This is a genomic window from Sinorhizobium sp. CB7, from assembly GCF_041357635.1.
GTDB lineage: Bacteria > Pseudomonadota > Alphaproteobacteria > Rhizobiales > Rhizobiaceae > Rhizobium.
Window position 1 is genome coordinate 532,402 of record NZ_JAULLL010000002.1, and the last position, 17,968, is coordinate 550,369.

The following is a 17,968-nucleotide window of genomic DNA, read 5'->3' on the forward strand; positions in this document are numbered from 1 at the left end:
CTGCATCATATATCGAGGTTTTCTGCAAACGCCGCCCGCTCCTGGATGAAGCGGAAGCGGGCATCCGCCTTGGTGCCCATGAGATTGTCGACGGCTTCGCGCGTGCCCTCGAAATCCACCTCGTCTATCAGCACGCGCAGCAGCGTGCGCTTCGTCGGATCCATGGTGGTTTCCTTGAGCTGTGCGGGAAGCATCTCACCCAACCCCTTGAAGCGGCTGATCTCGATCTTGCCCTTGCCCTTGAATTCCGTCTCCATCAATTCCTGACGGTGCGCGTCGTCACGCGCATAGACCGATTTGGAGCCCTGGGTGATCTTGTAGAGCGGGGGCACCGCCAGGAACAGGTGGCCACCACGCACCATCTCCGGCATCTCCTGATAGAAGAACGTTATGAGCAGCGAGGCGATATGCGCGCCGTCGACGTCGGCATCGGTCATGACGATGACGCGCTCGTAGCGCAGGTCTTCCTCGCGGTATTTCGAGCGCGTGCCGCAGCCGAGTGCCTGGATGAGATCGGCGATCTGCTGGTTGGCTGACAGTTTTTCGCGCCCGGCACTCGCGACGTTCAGGATCTTGCCGCGCAGTGGCAGGATCGCCTGATTGGCGCGGTTGCGGGCCTGTTTGGCAGAGCCGCCTGCCGAATCCCCTTCGACGATGAAGAGTTCTGCCCCCTCGGCGGTATTCTGAGCGCAGTCGGCGAGCTTGCCGGGCAAGCGCAGCTTGCGTACCGCCGTCTTGCGGTTGACTTCCTTCTCCTTGCGGCGGCGCAACCGTTCCTCGGCACGCTCGATCACCCAGTCCAGAAGCTTCTCGGCCTCCGCCGGGTTGTCGGTGAGGTAATGATCGAAAGGATCACGGAGCGCATTCTCGACGATGCGCTGGGCTTCGACGGTCGCGAGCCTGTCCTTCGTCTGCCCAACAAATTCCGGTTCCCGGATGAAAATGGACAGCATGCCGACGGCGGAGATCATCACGTCATCGGTGGTGATGGCGGCGGCGCGCTTGTTTTGCGTGAGTTCGGCATAATTCTTCAGACCCTTGGTCAGCGCCAGGCGCAAACCGGCCTCGTGCGTACCGCCCTCGGCGGTTGGAATAGTGTTGCAATAGGAATGCACCTGCGGATCGCCGCCATACCAGGTAATCGCCCATTCGAGCGACCCATGGCCGCTCGCCTTTTCAGATTTACCGGCGAAGATTTCGCGCGTGACGGTGAATTCCTTGCCCATCGTGGCCTGCAGATAATCCTTCAGGCCACCGGGGAAGTGGAAGACCGCTTTTTCCGGCACCTCGGAGCCGGAGGGCAGTACGCCGGGGTCGCAGCTCCAACGAATTTCGACGCCGCCGAAAAGATAGGCCTTGGATCTGGCCATGCGGAAGACACGGGCCGGATCGAATTTCGCATGCTCGCCGAAGATCTGCGCGTCGGGATGGAAGCGAACCTTTGTGCCGCGACGGTTGTGCACGTCGCCGAGCTCTTCCAGCCCTCCCTGCGGGATGCCGCGGGAAAAGCGCTGACGGTAGAGCTTGCGGTTACGCGCGACCTCGACCTCCAGATAATCGGAAAGCGCATTGACGACCGAGACGCCGACGCCATGCAGGCCGCCGGAGGTCTCATAGGCCTTGCCGTCGAACTTGCCGCCGGCATGCAGCTTGGTCATGATCACTTCGAGCGTGGACTTGCCGGGGACCTGCGGGTGGTTTTCGACGGGTATGCCACGACCATTGTCAGTGACGGTCAGGTAGCCCTGCAGATCGAGATGCACCTCGATGAAGTCTGCATGCCCGGCGACAGCCTCGTCCATCGAGTTGTCGATGACTTCGGCGAATAGATGGTGCAGCGCCTTCTCGTCGGTTCCGCCGATATACATGCCCGGGCGCATGCGCACAGGCTCAAGTCCTTCAAGCACGCGGATCGCCGAAGCGTCGTAGGTGTCGGCAGCCGCGGAAACCGGCGCCGCGCGCGGGGCAGGGGCGGCGGCCGCAGCGCGCGCCGGCGCAGCCGTGGATTTTTCCGCCGCTTCCTGCTTCTGGGAAAGAGGCAGTCCAGAAAAGAGGTCTTTGCTTTCGTCCATGGAACTATTCAGATCTTGATCCATCACCAGGGTTATCGACCGGTTGTCGGAAGACAGACCCCAAAATCACCGTATTTGCCGTCACGCTTGCGAATCACATAGATTCTGCCAGAACGCGCGGCAAGACGCGATTCCCGCCAGTCCGGCGGGATTTGTCCAAAGTGGTTTGCGTTGCCGACCCGCCGATGGCAAGGCATGAGCGCCTCATGGAAACGATCGGCAGACCGATGTCCACAATTCATTTCGTCATAATCACTGCAATTGCGGCTATTTTCTCGCTCGCCCCCACTGGCGGCGCTTCGGCTGAAGTATTGAAGCCATTCAAGGACGACCTGTTTTCCCGCCAGACCGTACTCGAAAGCCGTGACAATGGCGCCTTCGAAACGATTGATTATCAGGAAATGCGCGACATCAATGGCCGCGACCAGGTTCCGGAACGGCGCGTGAGGCAGGCTTATATTTCTCTGGGCATTCGCCGACAACAGGACGAGGAGTCCTTGATGCTGGGTGACCGGCGGCTGGACGTCGTCCGAGCCGGGCCGGCGCAAAATGCCGCTTTCACCGTCATCTTCATCCATGGCCGAAACGGCGACCGGCGGCTCGGGGCCAACGATTATACCTTTGGCGGCAATTTCAACCGGCTGAAGAATCTGGTCGTTCAGAATGGCGGGACCTACTACTCACCGACTATCAAGACTTTCGACAGCGACGGGGTCGCCAGCATCGCCGCGCTGATCCGATATGCCAGCAACCAGTCGCAAGGCCGGCCGGTCGTCCTTTCCTGCGCCTCGATGGGCACCTTCATCTGCTGGGGGATTACCCGCGACGCAGAAAGCGTCAAGCGGCTGAAGGGCATGCTCGTCATGAGCGGCACCGCTGATCCGGACTTCAGGAAAAGCCCTTTCTACAAGGCAAAACTCCCCCTGTGGTTCGTGCATGGCAGCCTTGATCCGGTCTATGCCGCAGCGGATCAGGAAGCCTTCTTCGAAAAGCTCTACAAGGGCGGTTATCCGACCCGCTTTACATTGTTTGCAACCGGCAATCATGGAACACCGATACGCATGACCGACTGGCGCAAGGTCTTGAACTGGATCCTGGCGTCATAGACGTATTTTGCCTTTGCGGACATGCCGTTTCCGGAACGGCGGGGCCATTCTGGCCGAGATTCTCCCACGTCAGGCATATAAGCTTCCCTTTGCGGCATGGTTTTGCTAAGGCGACAGCAGCAACAAGATCGGAAGGTCCGAATGACGCCAGACGTGCGCCCGCTGATCGCGGGAAATTGGAAGATGAACGGCACCCGCGCCTCGCTGGATCAGATCAAAGCGATTGCCGAGGGTGTAAAGACGCCACTTTCCCAAAAGGTCGAGGCGCTGATCTGCCCGCCGGCAACACTGCTCTATGTGGCGACCGCCCTTTGCGACGACAGCCCGCTTGCGATCGGAGCCCAGGACTGCCATCAGAAGCCCTGCGGACCACATACTGGCGACATCTCCGCTGAAATGATCGCCGACTGCTTCGGAACGTATGTCATTGTCGGCCATTCCGAACGAAGGACCGACCATGCCGAAACGGACCATCTCGTCCGGGCCAAAGCCGCAGCTGCATTCGCTGCTGAATTGACGGCGATCATCTGCATCGGTGAAACAGCGGACGAATACCGGGCCGGTCAGAAATTGGAAGTCATCCGACGCCAGCTTGCAGCCTCCGTTCCCGACAATGCCACCGCTGCGAACACCGTCATCGCTTATGAGCCGATCTGGGCGATCGGTACCGGCATTACGCCGACGCGCGAGGACGTCGAGAAGGCGCATTCCATGATGCGCTCAGAACTGATCAGCCGCTTCGGCGACGAAGGAAGGAAGATGCGCATCCTCTATGGCGGCTCGGTCAAGCCGGATAATGCCATGGAGTTGATGGGGGTTGCCAATGTTGACGGCGCACTGATTGGCGGAGCGAGCTTGAAAGCCGCCGACTTCCTCGCCATCTACCGGGTTTACGAGCAACTCCTGGCGTAAATGCATATCGGTTCGCGGTTCAAAGTCGAAAGGACTTGGAATAGGCGATAGCCTCATGTAAAGAGCCGCCAGCTTATCTTCTTTATGCCCGCTACGGCGGGCAGGACTGGACTCATGCAGACCGTATTGCTTGTCATCTATCTCATGGTTGTCATCGCCCTGATCGGCGTCGTGCTGGTTCAGCGCTCCGAAGGCGGCGGCCTCGGCATTGGGGGCGGTTCCGGCTTCATGTCGGCGCGCGGGACGGCCAATGCGCTGACGCGCACCACCGCCATCCTCGCGACGTTGTTCTTCGTGCTGGCGTTGGGAATGAACATCCTGTCGCGTTACGAAGGCCGCCCGACGGATATCCTTGACCGTATTCCCGCGACCAGCGGCCAGGGCAACGGCATCCTCGATTCGCTCGGCGGCTCGAACGGTACGCAGCAGCCGGCACCGGCGCCGAGTAACGGCGTTCCGAACGGCGGCGCCGCGGCACCGGCAGCTCCTGCTGCTCCGCAGGCACCAGCGACGCAGACAGCGCCAGCACCGCAGGCACCGGCGGCTACCGCGCCGGCTGCTCCGGCTCCAGGCAATTCCGGCGTACCGACGGGTCAATAAGCCGGACTTCAGACATCATCCCGGCAGGTCCTCGGACCTGCCGGTTTTCTTTTGTCCAAGATTCCGCCATCTGCCCAAAAATTCTGGAAAAGAATTTTTGGGCTGGTGGAATCATTTTTGAAAAGGTATCCGGTGACTCCCATGGCGCGATACGTATTCATCACTGGCGGCGTGGTTTCCTCTCTCGGCAAGGGAATTGCGGCCGCGGCTCTCGGAGCGTTGCTGCAGGCCCGTGGCTATCGGGTGCGGCTTCGCAAGCTCGACCCCTATCTGAACGTGGATCCGGGCACAATGAGCCCGACCCAGCACGGCGAGGTCTTCGTCACGGACGACGGAGCCGAAACAGACCTCGATCTCGGTCACTACGAGCGGTTCACCGGACGCTCGGCGACCAAGACCGACAACATAACCACCGGCCGCATCTATAAGAACATCATCGACAAGGAACGCCGGGGCGACTATCTCGGCGCCACCGTTCAGGTCATTCCGCACGTCACCAACGAGATCAAGGACTTCGTCACCGAGGGCAATGACGACTACGACTTCGTCATCTGCGAGATCGGAGGCACGGTCGGCGATATCGAGGCGATGCCCTTCCTCGAGGCGATACGCCAGCTCGGCAACGATCTGCCTCGCAACTCAGCGATATACCTGCACCTGACGCTGATGCCCTATATTCCGGCGGCAGGCGAACTCAAGACCAAGCCGACGCAGCACTCGGTCAAGGAACTGCAGGCACTCGGCATTCATCCCGATATCTTGCTCGTGCGTGCCGATCGCGAAATTCCGGAAGCGGAACGCCGCAAGCTCTCGCTGTTCTGCAACGTTCGCCCGTCCGCGGTCATCCAGGCCCTCGATGTCGCCAATATCTACGACGTGCCGATGGCCTATCACAAGGAAGGCCTGGACAATGAAGTCCTGGCCGCCTTCGGCATCGAGCCGGCGCCGAAGCCACGGCTGGAAGCCTGGGAAGACGTTTGCAATCGTATTCGTACGCCGGAAGGCGAGGTGACGATCGCGATCGTCGGCAAGTATACCGGCCTCAAGGATGCCTATAAGTCGCTGATCGAAGCTCTGCATCATGGCGGCATTGCCAACCGTGTCAAAGTGAATCTCGAGTGGATCGAGTCGGAAGTCTTCGAGAAAGAGGAGCCGGCACCCTATCTCGAAAAAGTCCATGGTATCCTCGTACCGGGCGGGTTTGGCGAGCGGGGCTCGGAAGGCAAGATCCTGGCCGCCCGTTTTGCCCGCGAGCGCAAGGTTCCCTATTTCGGTATTTGCTTCGGCATGCAGATGGCTGTCATCGAAGCGGCCCGTAGCCTCGCGGGTGTCAAGAACGCATCCTCGACCGAGTTCGGTCCGACCAAGGAACCGGTCGTCGGTCTGATGACCGAATGGCTGAAGGGCAACGAGTTGCAGAAGCGCACGGCAACGGGCGATCTCGGCGGTACGATGCGTCTTGGAGCCTACCGGGCGGCGCTCAAGAAAGGCACGAAGATCTCGGAAATCTACGGTACCGCCGATATTTCCGAGCGCCACCGCCACCGCTACGAAGTCAATATCGATTACAAGGACCGGCTTGAGAATTGCGGTCTTGTCTTTTCGGGCATGTCGCCGGATGGAGTACTGCCGGAGACGATCGAATATGCCGACCATCCCTGGTTCATCGGCGTGCAATATCACCCGGAGCTGAAAAGCCGTCCGCTTGATCCGCATCCGCTGTTTTCGAGCTTCATCGAGGCAGCACTGGAACAGAGCCGACTGGTATAGTTTGGCCAAGATAGAAAAAAACCCGGCTCCGGCCGGGTTTTTCTTTGCAGGACGCGATCAGGCCGCTTCGGGCAGGGGACCCACATAAAGCGAACGTGGCCGGATGAGGCGGCCATCGAGGGCCTGCTCCCGTGCATGGGCAATCCATCCGACCATACGGCCGATTGCGAAGAGACCGGTGAAGGCGTCACGTGGAAAGCCGAGCGCCTCGAGCAGGAGCGCGGTATAGAATTCGACATTGGTATCGAGCGGCCGGTCGGGTTTGCGTTCCTTCAGCAGCGCCAACGCAGTCTTTTCGACAGCCTCGGCGAGCTCGATACGCTTGCGATCCACCTGCCCCGCAGCGACAAGTGGCTTCAACGCGTTCTTGAGCGCGTCCGCACGCGGATCACGGACACGATAAATGCGATGGCCGAAGCCCATGAGCCGTTCGCCACGATCGAGCTCAGCGGCAATCCATGAACGGGCGTGTTCCGGTGTGCCGATCCGATCAAGCATTTCGAGCACCGGACCAGGCGCCCCACCGTGCAGCGGCCCTTTCAACGCGCTCAGGGCGGCGAGCACCGAGGATGTAAGGCCGGCGCGCGTCGAGGCAATGACGCGGGCGGCGAAGGTCGAGGCGTTGAGCCCATGATCGGAGATCGTCACCAGATAGGCGTCGAGCGCGGCTGTCTGTTGCGGACTGGGAACGCTGCCGTTCAGCATGCGCAAAATATCTGCCGTCTGCGCGAGAGTGGCATTCGGTTCAACAGGGCTTTCGCCTCGCTGCAGCCGCAGGACGGCCGGAAGGAAAACGGCCGGTGCCGCCAGTAGGCGCAGCGCGGTCGCCGTGTCATCTCCGTCGGCAAGGCGCGCAAGCAGGGCACGCATGGCGTCGACCGGCGGCAGCGCCAAAAGCGCTCCATCGGCTGCGCCCACATGCAGAAATATCTCGACGCGCGCCCTGCCGAGTTCCGCCGCCAATTCTTCGGCGCTCAGGCTGCGTTCGAGAAGACCATCCAGCAGCAGCGCGGCGACGTCCTCATATCTGCTCTCGCCGACGAGTCTATTCAATGACACACCGCGAATGATCAAGCGACCGGCTTCACCGTCCACATCGGAGAGCTGGGTTTCGGCCGCAATCACATCTTCCAAACCACTTTTCATCGTCTTTCTCCTTTACTGCATCCCTAGTTCACTCCTATTGTCATTGACGTCAATCTTGATGCAATTGATCAATGTGAGCTGCCATGTCCTGGCTGACCTCGGAGCAGGCGCTCGCTCTGCTCGGCACCAAATCGCAAACGCTCTACGCCAATGTCAGCCGCGGGCGGATCCGCGCGAAACCGGACCCTGCCGATTCGCGGCGAAGTCTTTATCACGGCGAAGATGTGGAGCGACTCGCGTCCCGCCATGCCGGCCGCCGCAAGGCCGAGGCGGTTGCGGCACAAACCATTCGATGGGGAGACCCGGTCCTGCCATCGGCGATCTCGACGATCATCGACGGGCGCCTGTTCTATTGCGGAAGCGATGCCGCCATCCTCGCTGAAGAAGCCACGCTGGAGGAGATCGCCGCGCTCCTCTGGGGCGGGGATGCTCCCATTTCGATCACCGATCGGACGGAAGATCGACCAGCCGCGCTTTCCCTCGAAGCGGGCTTTGTCACGCTTGCCCGACGCGCGAACATGGATCTTCCGTCGCTTGGGCGCGCGTCATCTGCCTTGCTGCCCGAAGCCGAAAGTGTGCTCATGACCCTGGCGGATGCGCTCACGCCGCCCGTCTGCGGGTGTGCCCTGCATGAGCGCCTTGCCAAAGGCTGGGGCCGCCCGGAAGCCAACGATTGCATTCGCTCGGCGCTGGTGCTTCTTGCCGACCACGAACTCAATGCCTCCACATTTGCCGCACGTGTGACGGCCTCGACCGGGGCGACCCTTTCGGCCGCTGTGCTGTCCGGCCTTGCGACGCTTACCGGGCCGCTTCACGGCGGAGCGTGGCAGGGGGTACAAGCGTTGATCGAAACTGCGCGATCCATCGGCGCGGCGCAGGCCGTTCGGCGGTGTCTTGCCCAGGGAACTCCGCTATCGGCGGTCGGACACCGGCTTTATCCGGACGGAGACATCCGTGCCGTGGCACTCATGTCGCGCTTTACGCTGCCGCCGATCTTCGCGGAGGTACGCAACGCAGCCGAAGACATGGTCGGTGAGAAGGTCAATATTGATTTCGCGCTCGCAGCGATGACCGCTACATTCAATCTTCCCGAACATGCACCCCTCATCATCTTTGCGCTCGCGCGATCCGTTGGGTGGCTGGCCCACGCGATGGAGCAAGCGGAAAGCGGTGAGCTCATCCGCCCGCGGGCACGTTATGTCGGCCGTGCACCGGCGGTTGGAAGCCGTGACGAATAGCCTTCGGGATTATCGCCAGGCGAAATATTTGAATTTGGCTATCGTGATAGCTGTGCTAGAGCATGCTTGTATGGCAACCAGACAATCATGCTCGATGCGGCCATTCTCGATGTGGGCGACTTTTCGTTTAAGGTGCATGATCAGGAAGGGGAATTCCATGACGGTGATCACCGGGTTTCTGCGCTGCATATCCGCGGCGGCAATCGCCTGCATTGTCTGGGCCGACACCGCATCTGGGCAAGCGGCTTCTGCTGGATGCGCGCTTGAAGCCGTTGCCGGCACGTCGCGGCAGATTCTGCGCTGCCAGGATGGTTTGACCGTGATCGCGGAAGGCGGCGCCCGTTACAATCTCGTGGACCGCAATGGAGATGGCCGGCCCGATGCTATGTCGCTCAGAAGCAAGGCCGTGCTCGTCGACGTTGATAGCGGTCGGCGCCAGGGCGGCTTCCAGGTCGTGACGCCACAGGCGATCGCCGCCGTGCGCGGCACGCGCTGGGCGGTCGATGTTCAAGGCCGCAAAACCTCCGTCCTTGTGGTGCGTGGCCGCGTCGCCGTGCGAAGACCCGCAGGCGACAGCGTCTTTCTTGGTCCAGGCGAAGGCGTGGATGTCGAGCCCGGGACGGCGCCGCTAACAGTGCGCCGCTGGCCGCCTGCGCGTGTTGCCGCCTTGCTGGCTCGCCTTGGTCAGTGAGAATCGATGAAGCGACTGCGCCTCCAGACCCTGATTGCGCTTGTGGTGGCGGGTCTCTGGGGCGCAGGGCTCGGCGCCATGCATCTTCGTGGCGACATGCGGCTTCTGGAGCGGATCGAAGCCACGATGACCGATCTGCGTAGTATCCTGCTCGGCGGCGAACCGCCGCCTGATGTGGTTACGATCATCGCCATCGATGATGCAGTCGTCCAGCAAGAACACAGCTATCCTCTCCCGCGCGCCACGCTCGCACGCATTATCGATGCGATCGCGCCGCTTCAGCCAAAGGTTGTCGCCCTTGACGTGCTGTTGGTCGATCCAGGCGCTGATGAGGAAGGCGACAGGATATTGGCGGAAGCATTGCGGCGGAAAAAAAGCGTTATCGCGGCCGCCGCCGTCTTTTCCTCAAGTGAGCAGGAAGTCCCTGGCAATGGCGGCGGAACGCTCGCGCATGTGCCAGACGCCGGCGCGTTCCTTCTGCCCTTGACACGCTTTTCCAATGCCGCGGCGGTCGGCATCGTCAATGTCACGACCGACCAGACGGGAACACCGCGCTTCATGCCCATGCTGTTCAAGAGCGGGAACAGGATCGAATCCTCCTTTCCGCTGCGCGTCGCGTCCCTTGCAGCCGGAACGGATCCAGGCATAGAACCAGGCGGTCTGACCCTCGACGGAAAGCCGATCCGCACCGATATCGGTCATGTACTGCCGCTCACCTTCTACGGCCCGCGCGGTACGATCAGGACGATCAGTGCGGCGAGCGTTCTCAACGGGCAGATTCCGGCCGATGCCATCAAGGACCACATCGTCGTCATCGGCGCGACGGTAACGGGTGGAGGTGATGTCTTTCCAACACCCTTCGATCCTGTGCTGCCGGGCGTCGAGGTCATTTCCACAGCGATCACCCATCTCATGGCCGATGATGGAATCATACGCGATCGAAGCGTGCGCCTCGTGGACTTCGGTATCGCGATCGTGTTGCCGATGATCCTCGTCGGTCTGGTGGCATGGCGGCGAAGCACCATTGGCCTGACGGCGATCGTCCTCGTATTGGTGATCTGGGCGGAAGTGAATATCCGCGCCTTTTCACACGGCATCTGGTTGAGCGCGGCTTTGCCGATGGCGGCGGCGATCCCGCCTGCCGTGCTCTTCGGGGCAACGCAGCTCTGGCTCGACAGGCGGCGGGCCTCTCAATTCGCCCGGCAGAGCGAGTTGCTGCAGCGCGTCCAGGCTCCAGGCCTCAGCGATTGGCTTGTCCGCAATCCAGGTTTTCTCAGCGAGCCCGTCCGTCAAGATGCTGCCGTCGTCTTCATCGATCTCTCCGGCTTTACCGGGCTCAGCGAAAGCGTCGGACCGACCGCGATCCGCGAGGTGCTGAACGACTTCTATGCATTGGTGGACGAGGAAGCCACGGCCTGCGGCGGCATCATTACGAGCTTCATGGGCGATGGCGCCATGATCCTCTTCGGCCTGCCGCAGCCGGCACGCGACGATGCGTTTCGAGGTTGCGCCTGTGCGATCCACCTTTGCAACCGCACCAGGGATTGGCTAGACGCTCTGCCGGATACGACCGCCGCACGCATCGGCTTTAAGATTGGAGCGCATTTCGGCACGGTGGTTGCATCGAGGCTCGGCGGCACCGGGCATCAGCAGATCACCGCCACCGGCGATACCGTCAACGTCGCAAGCCGTCTGATGGAGGTCGCGGCGCGCAACGGTGTCGAACTGGTCATAAGCGACGAATTGCTGAAGGCGGCCGGTCAAGACAGCGCTCCGTATCATCAAGGGACGCTGCAAGGGCCGTTGGAAACGAAGATCCGCGGACGTTCCGGCTCAATGACCGTCTATCTTTGGCGACAAGCCTTATAAAAAGGGGAGCCGCTCTTGCAGAAAAGCCACGGGCGGGTTACCCGCTCGCATGAGATCATCAGCCGATGGGGATTTGCATTGTCCGTTACAGCACCCTCCGTTTTCGATAAGGCATTTTCAGCTTTCCTCTTCGACATGGATGGCACGATCATCAACTCCATCGCCGCTGCGGAACGCGTCTGGGGCGCCTGGGCGAGGCGTCATGGCCTCGATGTGGAAACTTTCCTGCCGACCATGCACGGCGCGCGCGGTGTGGATACGATCCGCCGCCTTGGTCTGCCCGGCGTCGATCCGGAGCGGGAGGCAGAGGAAATCGCGATTGCGGAAATTGCCGATGTCGAAGGCATCGTGCCGCTGCCGGGCGCTATCGCTTTCCTTGCATCCTTACCGCCGGCGAAATGGGCGATCGTCACATCCTCGCCAATCGAACTCGCCAAACGACGCCTTGCGGCTGCCGGCATACCGCTGCCGCGCACGCTGGTGACGGCCGAAGACGTGAAGGTCGGAAAGCCCAACCCCGCCTGTTATATCCTCGGTGCGGAGCGGCTCGGCGCCCGGCCGCAGGATTGCCTTGTCTTTGAGGACGTGGCAGCCGGTATTTTGGCGGGCGAGGGGGCCGGCGCCGACGTTATGGTCATGACGGCAACCCATACGCATCCGATCGAAACCGGACACACCACCATATCGACCTATGAGTATCTGGAAGCCAGGACTGATGGCAACGGTTCTCTTCGGCTCGTCAGGAAATAGCTTCCAGTCCCGCTGAAAATCTATGCGCGCCGGCTAGGTTGTCCGTATCATTTGCATATCGCCCCGATCAAATCGACAGATCGGGCCTCAACAAAAGAACCGGGCAGGGCATCCCGGCCGGCAGTTCCGGGGCATGCGGCGGGCGGATGATGAGACAGTCGGAATGGGCGAAGATCTTCATCATCGAAGAATCCTGCTTGCCGAAAGGTTCGACCAACAAGGCGCCTGAGGAGGATCGCGTGAGCCTTGCGCGCACGTAGTCCTGCCGCTTGTCGTTGGCCGGAAGCACCACGGCCGCCTCGGCTGTGCTTTCCCGCTTCATCGGCGATAGACCGGCGAGCTTTCGAACGAGTGGCTCGAGGAAAAGCAAGCCGCAAACGAGGCTGGAGACCGGGTTTCCAGGCAAACCGAGCACATAAGTATCTCCGAAATTGCCGACCATCAGCGGCTTGCCCGGACGCATCGCGATGCGCCAGAAGTCGAGCTGCATACCCGCCTCGATTAGCGTCGCCTGCACCAGATCTCGGTCCCCGACGGAGGCACCGCCGAGTGTCACGATCACATCGGCCTTTGCCGAGCGTGCCCGATCGATCGCCGCGGCAATTGCAGCCTTGTCGTCCGGCACGATGCCCAAGTCGAGCAATTCGCCGCCGGCCTCCCTGATGAGAGCTGCAATCCCGAATGTGTTCGAGGCAATGATTTGGGCGGGGCCTGGTTCGGTACCCGGCGCCACCAGTTCATCGCCGGTCGCAAGGACTGCCACCAGCGGACGGCGGAGAACGGTGAGCTCCGCGTGATTCATGGCGGAAGCGACCGTCAGCCGGGAAAAATCGAGCATAGTGCCCGCCGTCAAGACGGCTTCGCCCTCGGTAAAATCCTGGCCGAGCGGGCGGACATGCTGGCCCTGCCGCACAGAATAGGTCGTACGGATGGCGTCATCCAGCTTCTCGGCATCCTCCTGCAACAGGATGCTGTCGGCTCCCGATGGGATTGGTGCTCCGGTGAAAATACGCACCGCTTCGCCCTTGCCGATCGCTCCATCGAAGGCATAGCCGGCAGCGGAGGTACCGATCACCTTCAGGATCGCGCCGGGCTCGCCTGCATCTTCGGCTCGCAGCGCATAGCCGTCCATGGCGGACGCATTGAACGGCGGCTGTGTCAGCCGCGCCGTCAGATCCACTGCCAAGACACGACGCGTTGCCTCGAGAAGGGGTACCCTTTCCGTCTGGGCGACGGGCTTTGCCTTGTCGAGCAGGCGGGCCTGGGCATCGGCGACTGGCAGGAGGCTCATTTCATGTGCTCCGGATGTCGAAAGGTGCCGGACTTGCCGCCCGACTTTTCAAGAAGACGGATGCCGCCGATCTCCATGGCTTTGTCAGCAGCCTTGGCCATATCGTAAATCGTCAGACAGGCAACGGATACAGCGGTCAGCGCTTCCATCTCGACGCCCGTCTTGCCGGTGAGCTTTGCCGTTGCCGCGACGCGCAAGCCCGGCAGGTTTTCATCTTCGGTGATCTCGACAGAGATCTTGGTCAGCATCAGCGGATGGCAGAGCGGAATGAGGCTTGCCGTCTGCTTGGCGGCCATAATGCCGGCAAGTCGCGCCGTCCCGATCACGTCACCCTTCTTGGAATTGCCCTCGCGGATGAGGCGCAGCGTCTCCGCTGCCATCTTCACGTGACCTTCGGCCGTGGCGCTGCGGGCCGTTTCGACCTTATCGCCGACATCGACCATATTCGCTTCGCCCGAAGCGCCAATATGCGTGAGGCCCGGCTCTTGCGCGCTCATCTATTCAGCCGCCATCGCACCGGCTTCACCAGTCAGCAACTGCCTTGTCGCGGCTGCAACATCGTCCTTGCGCATCAGGCTCTCCCCGATGAGGAAGGTCGTGATGCCGGAGCCTTCCAACCGCTGGCAGTCGGCATGGGTGAAGATGCCGCTTTCGCCGACGAGCAGGCGGCCGTCAGGCACCATTCCTGCCAGCGTTTCGCTGACCGAGAGGCTGACCTCGAAAGTGCGCAGGTTACGGTTGTTGATGCCGAGAAGCGGAGAAGAGAGCTTCAAAGCCCGCTCCATCTCGGAGGCATCGTGAACTTCTACCAGCACGTCCATGCCGAGCGAGAAAGCTTCGTCCTGCAGCCGTTCAGCGTCGCTGTCGGAAAGCGATGCCATGATGAGCAGAATGCAATCGGCTCCCCAGGCGCGCGCCTCATGCACCTGATAGGTCTCGAACATGAAATCCTTGCGTAGCGCCGGAAGCGCACAGGCGGCGCGCGCGGCTGTCAGGAATTCGGGTGCACCCTGGAAGCTCGGCGTGTCGGTCAGCACCGATAAGCAGGCGGCCCCACCGTCTTCATAGGCCTTTGCAAGGGAAGGGGGATCGAAGTCCGGGCGGATCAGACCCTTCGAAGGACTTGCCTTCTTGATCTCGGCGATAAGGCCGTATTTGCCAGCCTCACGCTTTGCAACAAGCGCCTTATAAAAGCCGCGCGGGGCCGCTTGATCCTGCTGCCTTGCCTTCAGATCGGCGAGCGAAACGCGTGCCATCGCTGCAGCAATTTCCTCGCGTTTATAGGTCTCGATCCTCTTCAGAACATCCGTCATGGGTCCTCAACCCTCACTCGCTTCATTGGAGACCGCTATGAGCGCTTCAAGCGCCGCAGCCGTCCGTCCGCTGTCGAGTGCGTCCGTTGCGATCCGCATGCCGTCGTGAAGCGTCTCCGCCTTGCCGGCGATCACCAGAGATGCGGCGGCGTTCGCGAGCGCTATGTCGCGATATGCGTTGCGCGCCCCGCCTAGTACGCCACGCAAGGCGGCGGCATTTGCCACACCGTCGCCGCCCTTGATGTCGGCGAGCACACAGGCCTCGACTCCGAAATCCTGAGGTGTCAGTTCGAAGGTCCGAATTTTGCCATTCTCGAGCGCCGCGACGCTCGTCTTCCCGGTCGTCGTGATCTCATCGAGACCGTCACCATGCACGACCCACACACTTTCCGAACCCATATCCTTCAATACCTCGGCAAGCGGCACAACCCACTGCGGTGCAAAGACTCCGAGGAGCTGACGGCGGACACCAGCGGGATTGGAAAGTGGCCCAAGCAGATTGAAGATCGTGCGCGTGCCGAGCTCGACACGCGAGGGCCCTACGTGACGCATGGCGGAATGATGCAGCTGTGCAAACATGAACCCGACGCCCGCTTCGCGGATGCAGCGGGAGATGAGTTTCGGCTCTATGTCAAGGTTGACCCCGAGCGCGGCGAGACTGTCAGCGGCTCCCGATTTCGAACTCAGCGCACGGTTGCCGTGCTTGGCGACCGGCACTCCAGCGCCCGCTACGATCAGCGCCGCCAGCGTCGAGATATTGTAGGTACCAGTGCCGTCGCCGCCGGTTCCGACGATGTCGATCGCATCCTCCGGCGCTTCGACCGGCAGCATCTTGGCGCGCATGGTTGTGACAGCGCCGACAATCTCATCGACCGTTTCGCCGCGAACGCGCAGCGCCATCAGAAATCCGCCGATCTGTGATGGCGTGGCTTCCCCGGACATCAGGATTTCAAAGGCTTCCCGTGCCTCATCGCGCGTCAGCGCCGAGCGACCGGCGACTTTGGCTAGGAGTGGCTTCAAATCGGCCATAAAGATTGGATCCTCCGGTTACCGCAATGTCGATTGCTCGGCGAGCTTCTGATCGATATGGACACGATATTCGGTCTGTAGCTGATTGACCATCTGATCAAGGATGTCGTCTCCGGCAGCATTGGCTATCGCGGTGACCTGCGCATCCTGGTTGTTCAGAACGTCGCCAGTCGCCTGCGGATTGACTGCAGTCACCTTCAAAAGAATTTGTGTATCCGGATCAGCACCGACGGCGCTTGCAACGGTATCGACCGGGCCGGAGAAGGCGGCGCTCACGCCGCCTCGACCGAGGACCGGATCGTCGGTGCCGCGCGTAAGACCGCTCTTGCTTTCAACAGCAATGCCGAGCGGGGCTGCGATATCGGCAAGCGAGGTGCCCTTCTGGGCCTGCTGCTTCAACTCCTCGGCCTTCTTGGCAAGTTCCATTTTCTGCTGCTCCGCAGTCCAGTCCGCAACGGCCTTTTCACGAACCTCATCCAGGGGGCGGTCGCGGTCGGGGGTAATATCCTCCACCTCGTACCAAAGATAGCCGTCATTGCCGAGCGTCAGAGCCGTCGTTTCAGCGCCGACATCGCTTTTGAATGCTTCGCCGAGCAATTGGTCTTTCGCAGGGACATCCTTGATCTCGTTGCCGCTCTTGTCCTGGCCCGTGGCATCGACGCCATCGATGACCACAGCCTTCAGCTTAACCTCCTTGGCGGCGTCCTGCAGTGTGGATCCGGAAGCGCGCAGATCCTCAAAACGGTCGTGAACGTCGATGATCTGCTGGGAAGCGTTGACGAGCGCAAGCTGCTTGCGGATCTCTTCCTTCACCTCGTCGAAAGTCTTAGCACTCTCCGGCTTGATATTGGTGATGCGCAGGATAACCGGGCCGAAAGCGCCCTGGACGACCGGCGTGGTGCCGCCATCCATGGTCACAGCGAATGCGGCATCGGCAGTCGCCTGATCCGGAACCTTGTCCTTGGTGAATTCGCCAAGCAGGACGTCCGTTGCCGTCTTGCCCTGATCGGTCACGAGCTGATCGAAGCTCGTGCCCGTCTTGAGCGCCTGTTCGGCAGCATCGGCCAGATCCTTGCTGGCAAAGGTCAGCTGCTCGATCGTGCGCGTTTCGGGTGTGCGGAAGCTGTCCTTGCTCTTTTCAAACTCCTCGCGTACGGCGTCATCCGTGACCGATGACGGATCAGCGATATCCTCCGGCTGCAGCTTCACATAGGCGATCTTGCGATATTCCGGCGCGCGGTAACGCTGTTTGACGCCATCGAACCATTTTGCCAGAACGTCGTCGGCCGGCGCCTTGATCGGGTCGATATTGGCGTTGGTCAGGATCAGGTAGTCGATGTCGCGGCTTTCATTGCGGTATTGCTTGAGGGCATCGACCAGCGTTGTGGGAGCCTTGAAGCCGTCAGAGACCGCATCAACGATCTGGCTGCGCACGGCGACCTTGCTGCGCTCCTTGATATAAGCGTCCTCGGGAATTCCGGCATTGCGCAGGCGTGAGGTGAAAAGCTGGCGATCGAACTGCCCGTTGACGGACTTGAAAGCCGGATCGTCACCGATCAACTGCGCCAGGCGGTCCTCCGAAAGACCGAGATGCATGTCGTCGGCGAGCTGATCGAGCGTGGCACCGGCCACGAGCTGGGCATAGACCTGTTGATCGACTCCGAAGGCACGGGCCTGATCGGGTGTCAGCCGCATGCCGATCTGCTGGCTGAGCGCCATGAGCTGGCGCTGATAGGCGAGCCTGAACTCGGTAGCGTCGATCTGCTGGTCGCCGACGGAAATGACCGCATTGCTCGATCCACTCACCAGTGACCGCGATGCGCCCCATATACCGAAGGATGCGATCAGGACAATCATAAGGCCCTTGGCAACCCAGGTTTTAGCGGCTTTCCTCAGCAGTTCGAACATTGCAACGCGACCTCACATGACTTCCCAGCGCCGCGCCTCCAGAGAAGCACAAAGGCGCCAGAACGATTTCAAATTCGCGCATAAGCCTTCCGAAACTACTCCGAATCCGGCCTCATGCGCCGTTTCGCCCAAGGGCGAAGCATCCGACGTTCCTTAGAACAATCCGAAGGGGAATTGAAGGCATATTGCACGAAAAGCATTGTGCCGCTGTCCAGTGCCTTGATCCACCGCAATGTAGAGAGGAGAAATGCCGAATAAATCGGTGCAAATCGG

15 protein-coding genes are annotated in these 17,968 nt (G+C 61.0%); 8 read left to right on the top strand and 7 right to left on the bottom strand.

Annotation, left to right across the window (positions count from 1 at the left end):
* Positions 1 to 5: 5 nt before the first annotated feature.
* The gene (parE, locus tag AAE029_RS06710) at positions 6 to 2,072 is read right to left on the bottom strand and encodes a DNA topoisomerase IV subunit B (RefSeq protein ID WP_371072012.1); all 2,067 of its coding nucleotides are present in this window, start codon (positions 2,070 to 2,072) and stop codon (positions 6 to 8) included.
* A gap of 206 nt (positions 2,073 to 2,278) precedes the next feature.
* Here parE and AAE029_RS06715 point away from each other — a divergent pair, with 206 nt between their 5' ends.
* From AAE029_RS06715 to AAE029_RS06730, 4 genes are all read left to right on the top strand, one after another.
* Positions 2,279 to 3,178 (top strand): alpha/beta hydrolase, encoded by a 900-nt coding sequence (locus AAE029_RS06715; protein ID WP_371072013.1) that lies wholly within the window; start codon positions 2,279 to 2,281, stop codon positions 3,176 to 3,178.
* A gap of 141 nt (positions 3,179 to 3,319) precedes the next feature.
* The gene (gene tpiA / locus AAE029_RS06720; protein WP_371072014.1) at positions 3,320 to 4,090 is read left to right on the top strand and encodes a triose-phosphate isomerase; all 771 of its coding nucleotides are present in this window, start codon (positions 3,320 to 3,322) and stop codon (positions 4,088 to 4,090) included.
* Between the two features lie 114 nt (positions 4,091 to 4,204).
* Complete coding sequence (gene secG / locus AAE029_RS06725) at positions 4,205 to 4,690, top strand: preprotein translocase subunit SecG (protein WP_371072015.1); 486 nt, start codon at positions 4,205 to 4,207, stop codon at positions 4,688 to 4,690.
* 141 nt (positions 4,691 to 4,831) lie between these two features.
* A complete protein-coding gene (locus AAE029_RS06730) occupies positions 4,832 to 6,460 on the top strand; it encodes a CTP synthase (protein WP_371072016.1) in 1,629 nt (542 codons plus the stop codon).
* Between the two features lie 57 nt (positions 6,461 to 6,517).
* Here the strand turns inward: AAE029_RS06730 and AAE029_RS06735 are convergent, their stop codons facing one another.
* Positions 6,518 to 7,606, bottom strand: a complete 1,089-nt coding sequence (locus AAE029_RS06735; RefSeq protein WP_371072017.1) for a citrate synthase/methylcitrate synthase — start codon at positions 7,604 to 7,606, stop codon at positions 6,518 to 6,520.
* 83 nt (positions 7,607 to 7,689) lie between these two features.
* Here AAE029_RS06735 and AAE029_RS06740 point away from each other — a divergent pair, with 83 nt between their 5' ends.
* The 4 genes from AAE029_RS06740 to AAE029_RS06755 all read left to right on the top strand — a co-directional run bounded on the left by AAE029_RS06740 (position 7,690) and on the right by AAE029_RS06755 (position 12,154).
* Positions 7,690 to 8,844: a citrate synthase gene (locus AAE029_RS06740; RefSeq protein WP_371072018.1), complete on the top strand. Its 1,155-nt coding sequence runs from the start codon at positions 7,690 to 7,692 to the stop codon at positions 8,842 to 8,844.
* A 157-nt stretch (positions 8,845 to 9,001) separates the two neighbouring features.
* Complete coding sequence (locus tag AAE029_RS06745) at positions 9,002 to 9,535, top strand: FecR domain-containing protein (RefSeq protein ID WP_371072019.1); 534 nt, start codon at positions 9,002 to 9,004, stop codon at positions 9,533 to 9,535.
* A 6-nt stretch (positions 9,536 to 9,541) separates the two neighbouring features.
* Positions 9,542 to 11,404 (top strand): CHASE2 domain-containing protein, encoded by a 1,863-nt coding sequence (locus AAE029_RS06750; protein WP_371072020.1) that lies wholly within the window; start codon positions 9,542 to 9,544, stop codon positions 11,402 to 11,404.
* A gap of 54 nt (positions 11,405 to 11,458) precedes the next feature.
* Entirely contained in the window at positions 11,459 to 12,154 is a 696-nt protein-coding gene (locus AAE029_RS06755; RefSeq protein WP_371072125.1) for an HAD family hydrolase, read from the top strand.
* A 67-nt stretch (positions 12,155 to 12,221) separates the two neighbouring features.
* Here the strand turns inward: AAE029_RS06755 and glp are convergent, their stop codons facing one another.
* From glp to AAE029_RS06780, 5 genes are read right to left on the bottom strand one after another with little or no spacing between them, the layout of a single operon-like run.
* Positions 12,222 to 13,445 carry a gephyrin-like molybdotransferase Glp gene (gene glp, locus AAE029_RS06760; RefSeq protein WP_371072021.1) on the bottom strand — a complete coding sequence of 408 codons (1,224 nt, stop codon included), beginning with the start codon at positions 13,443 to 13,445 and terminating at the stop codon, positions 12,222 to 12,224.
* Entirely contained in the window at positions 13,442 to 13,942 is a 501-nt protein-coding gene (moaC, locus tag AAE029_RS06765) for a cyclic pyranopterin monophosphate synthase MoaC (protein ID WP_371072022.1), read from the bottom strand. The genes glp and moaC overlap by 4 nt, the downstream gene beginning before the upstream one ends.
* Positions 13,943 to 14,758: an indole-3-glycerol phosphate synthase TrpC gene (gene trpC / locus AAE029_RS06770; RefSeq protein WP_371072023.1), complete on the bottom strand. Its 816-nt coding sequence runs from the start codon at positions 14,756 to 14,758 to the stop codon at positions 13,943 to 13,945. It lies immediately after the preceding gene.
* Positions 14,759 to 14,764: 6 nt separating this feature from the next.
* The gene (trpD, locus tag AAE029_RS06775) at positions 14,765 to 15,787 is read right to left on the bottom strand and encodes an anthranilate phosphoribosyltransferase (RefSeq protein WP_371072024.1); all 1,023 of its coding nucleotides are present in this window, start codon (positions 15,785 to 15,787) and stop codon (positions 14,765 to 14,767) included.
* 18 nt (positions 15,788 to 15,805) lie between these two features.
* Positions 15,806 to 17,695, bottom strand: a complete 1,890-nt coding sequence (locus tag AAE029_RS06780) for a SurA N-terminal domain-containing protein (protein WP_371072025.1) — start codon at positions 17,693 to 17,695, stop codon at positions 15,806 to 15,808.
* Positions 17,696 to 17,968: the final 273 nt, after the last annotated feature.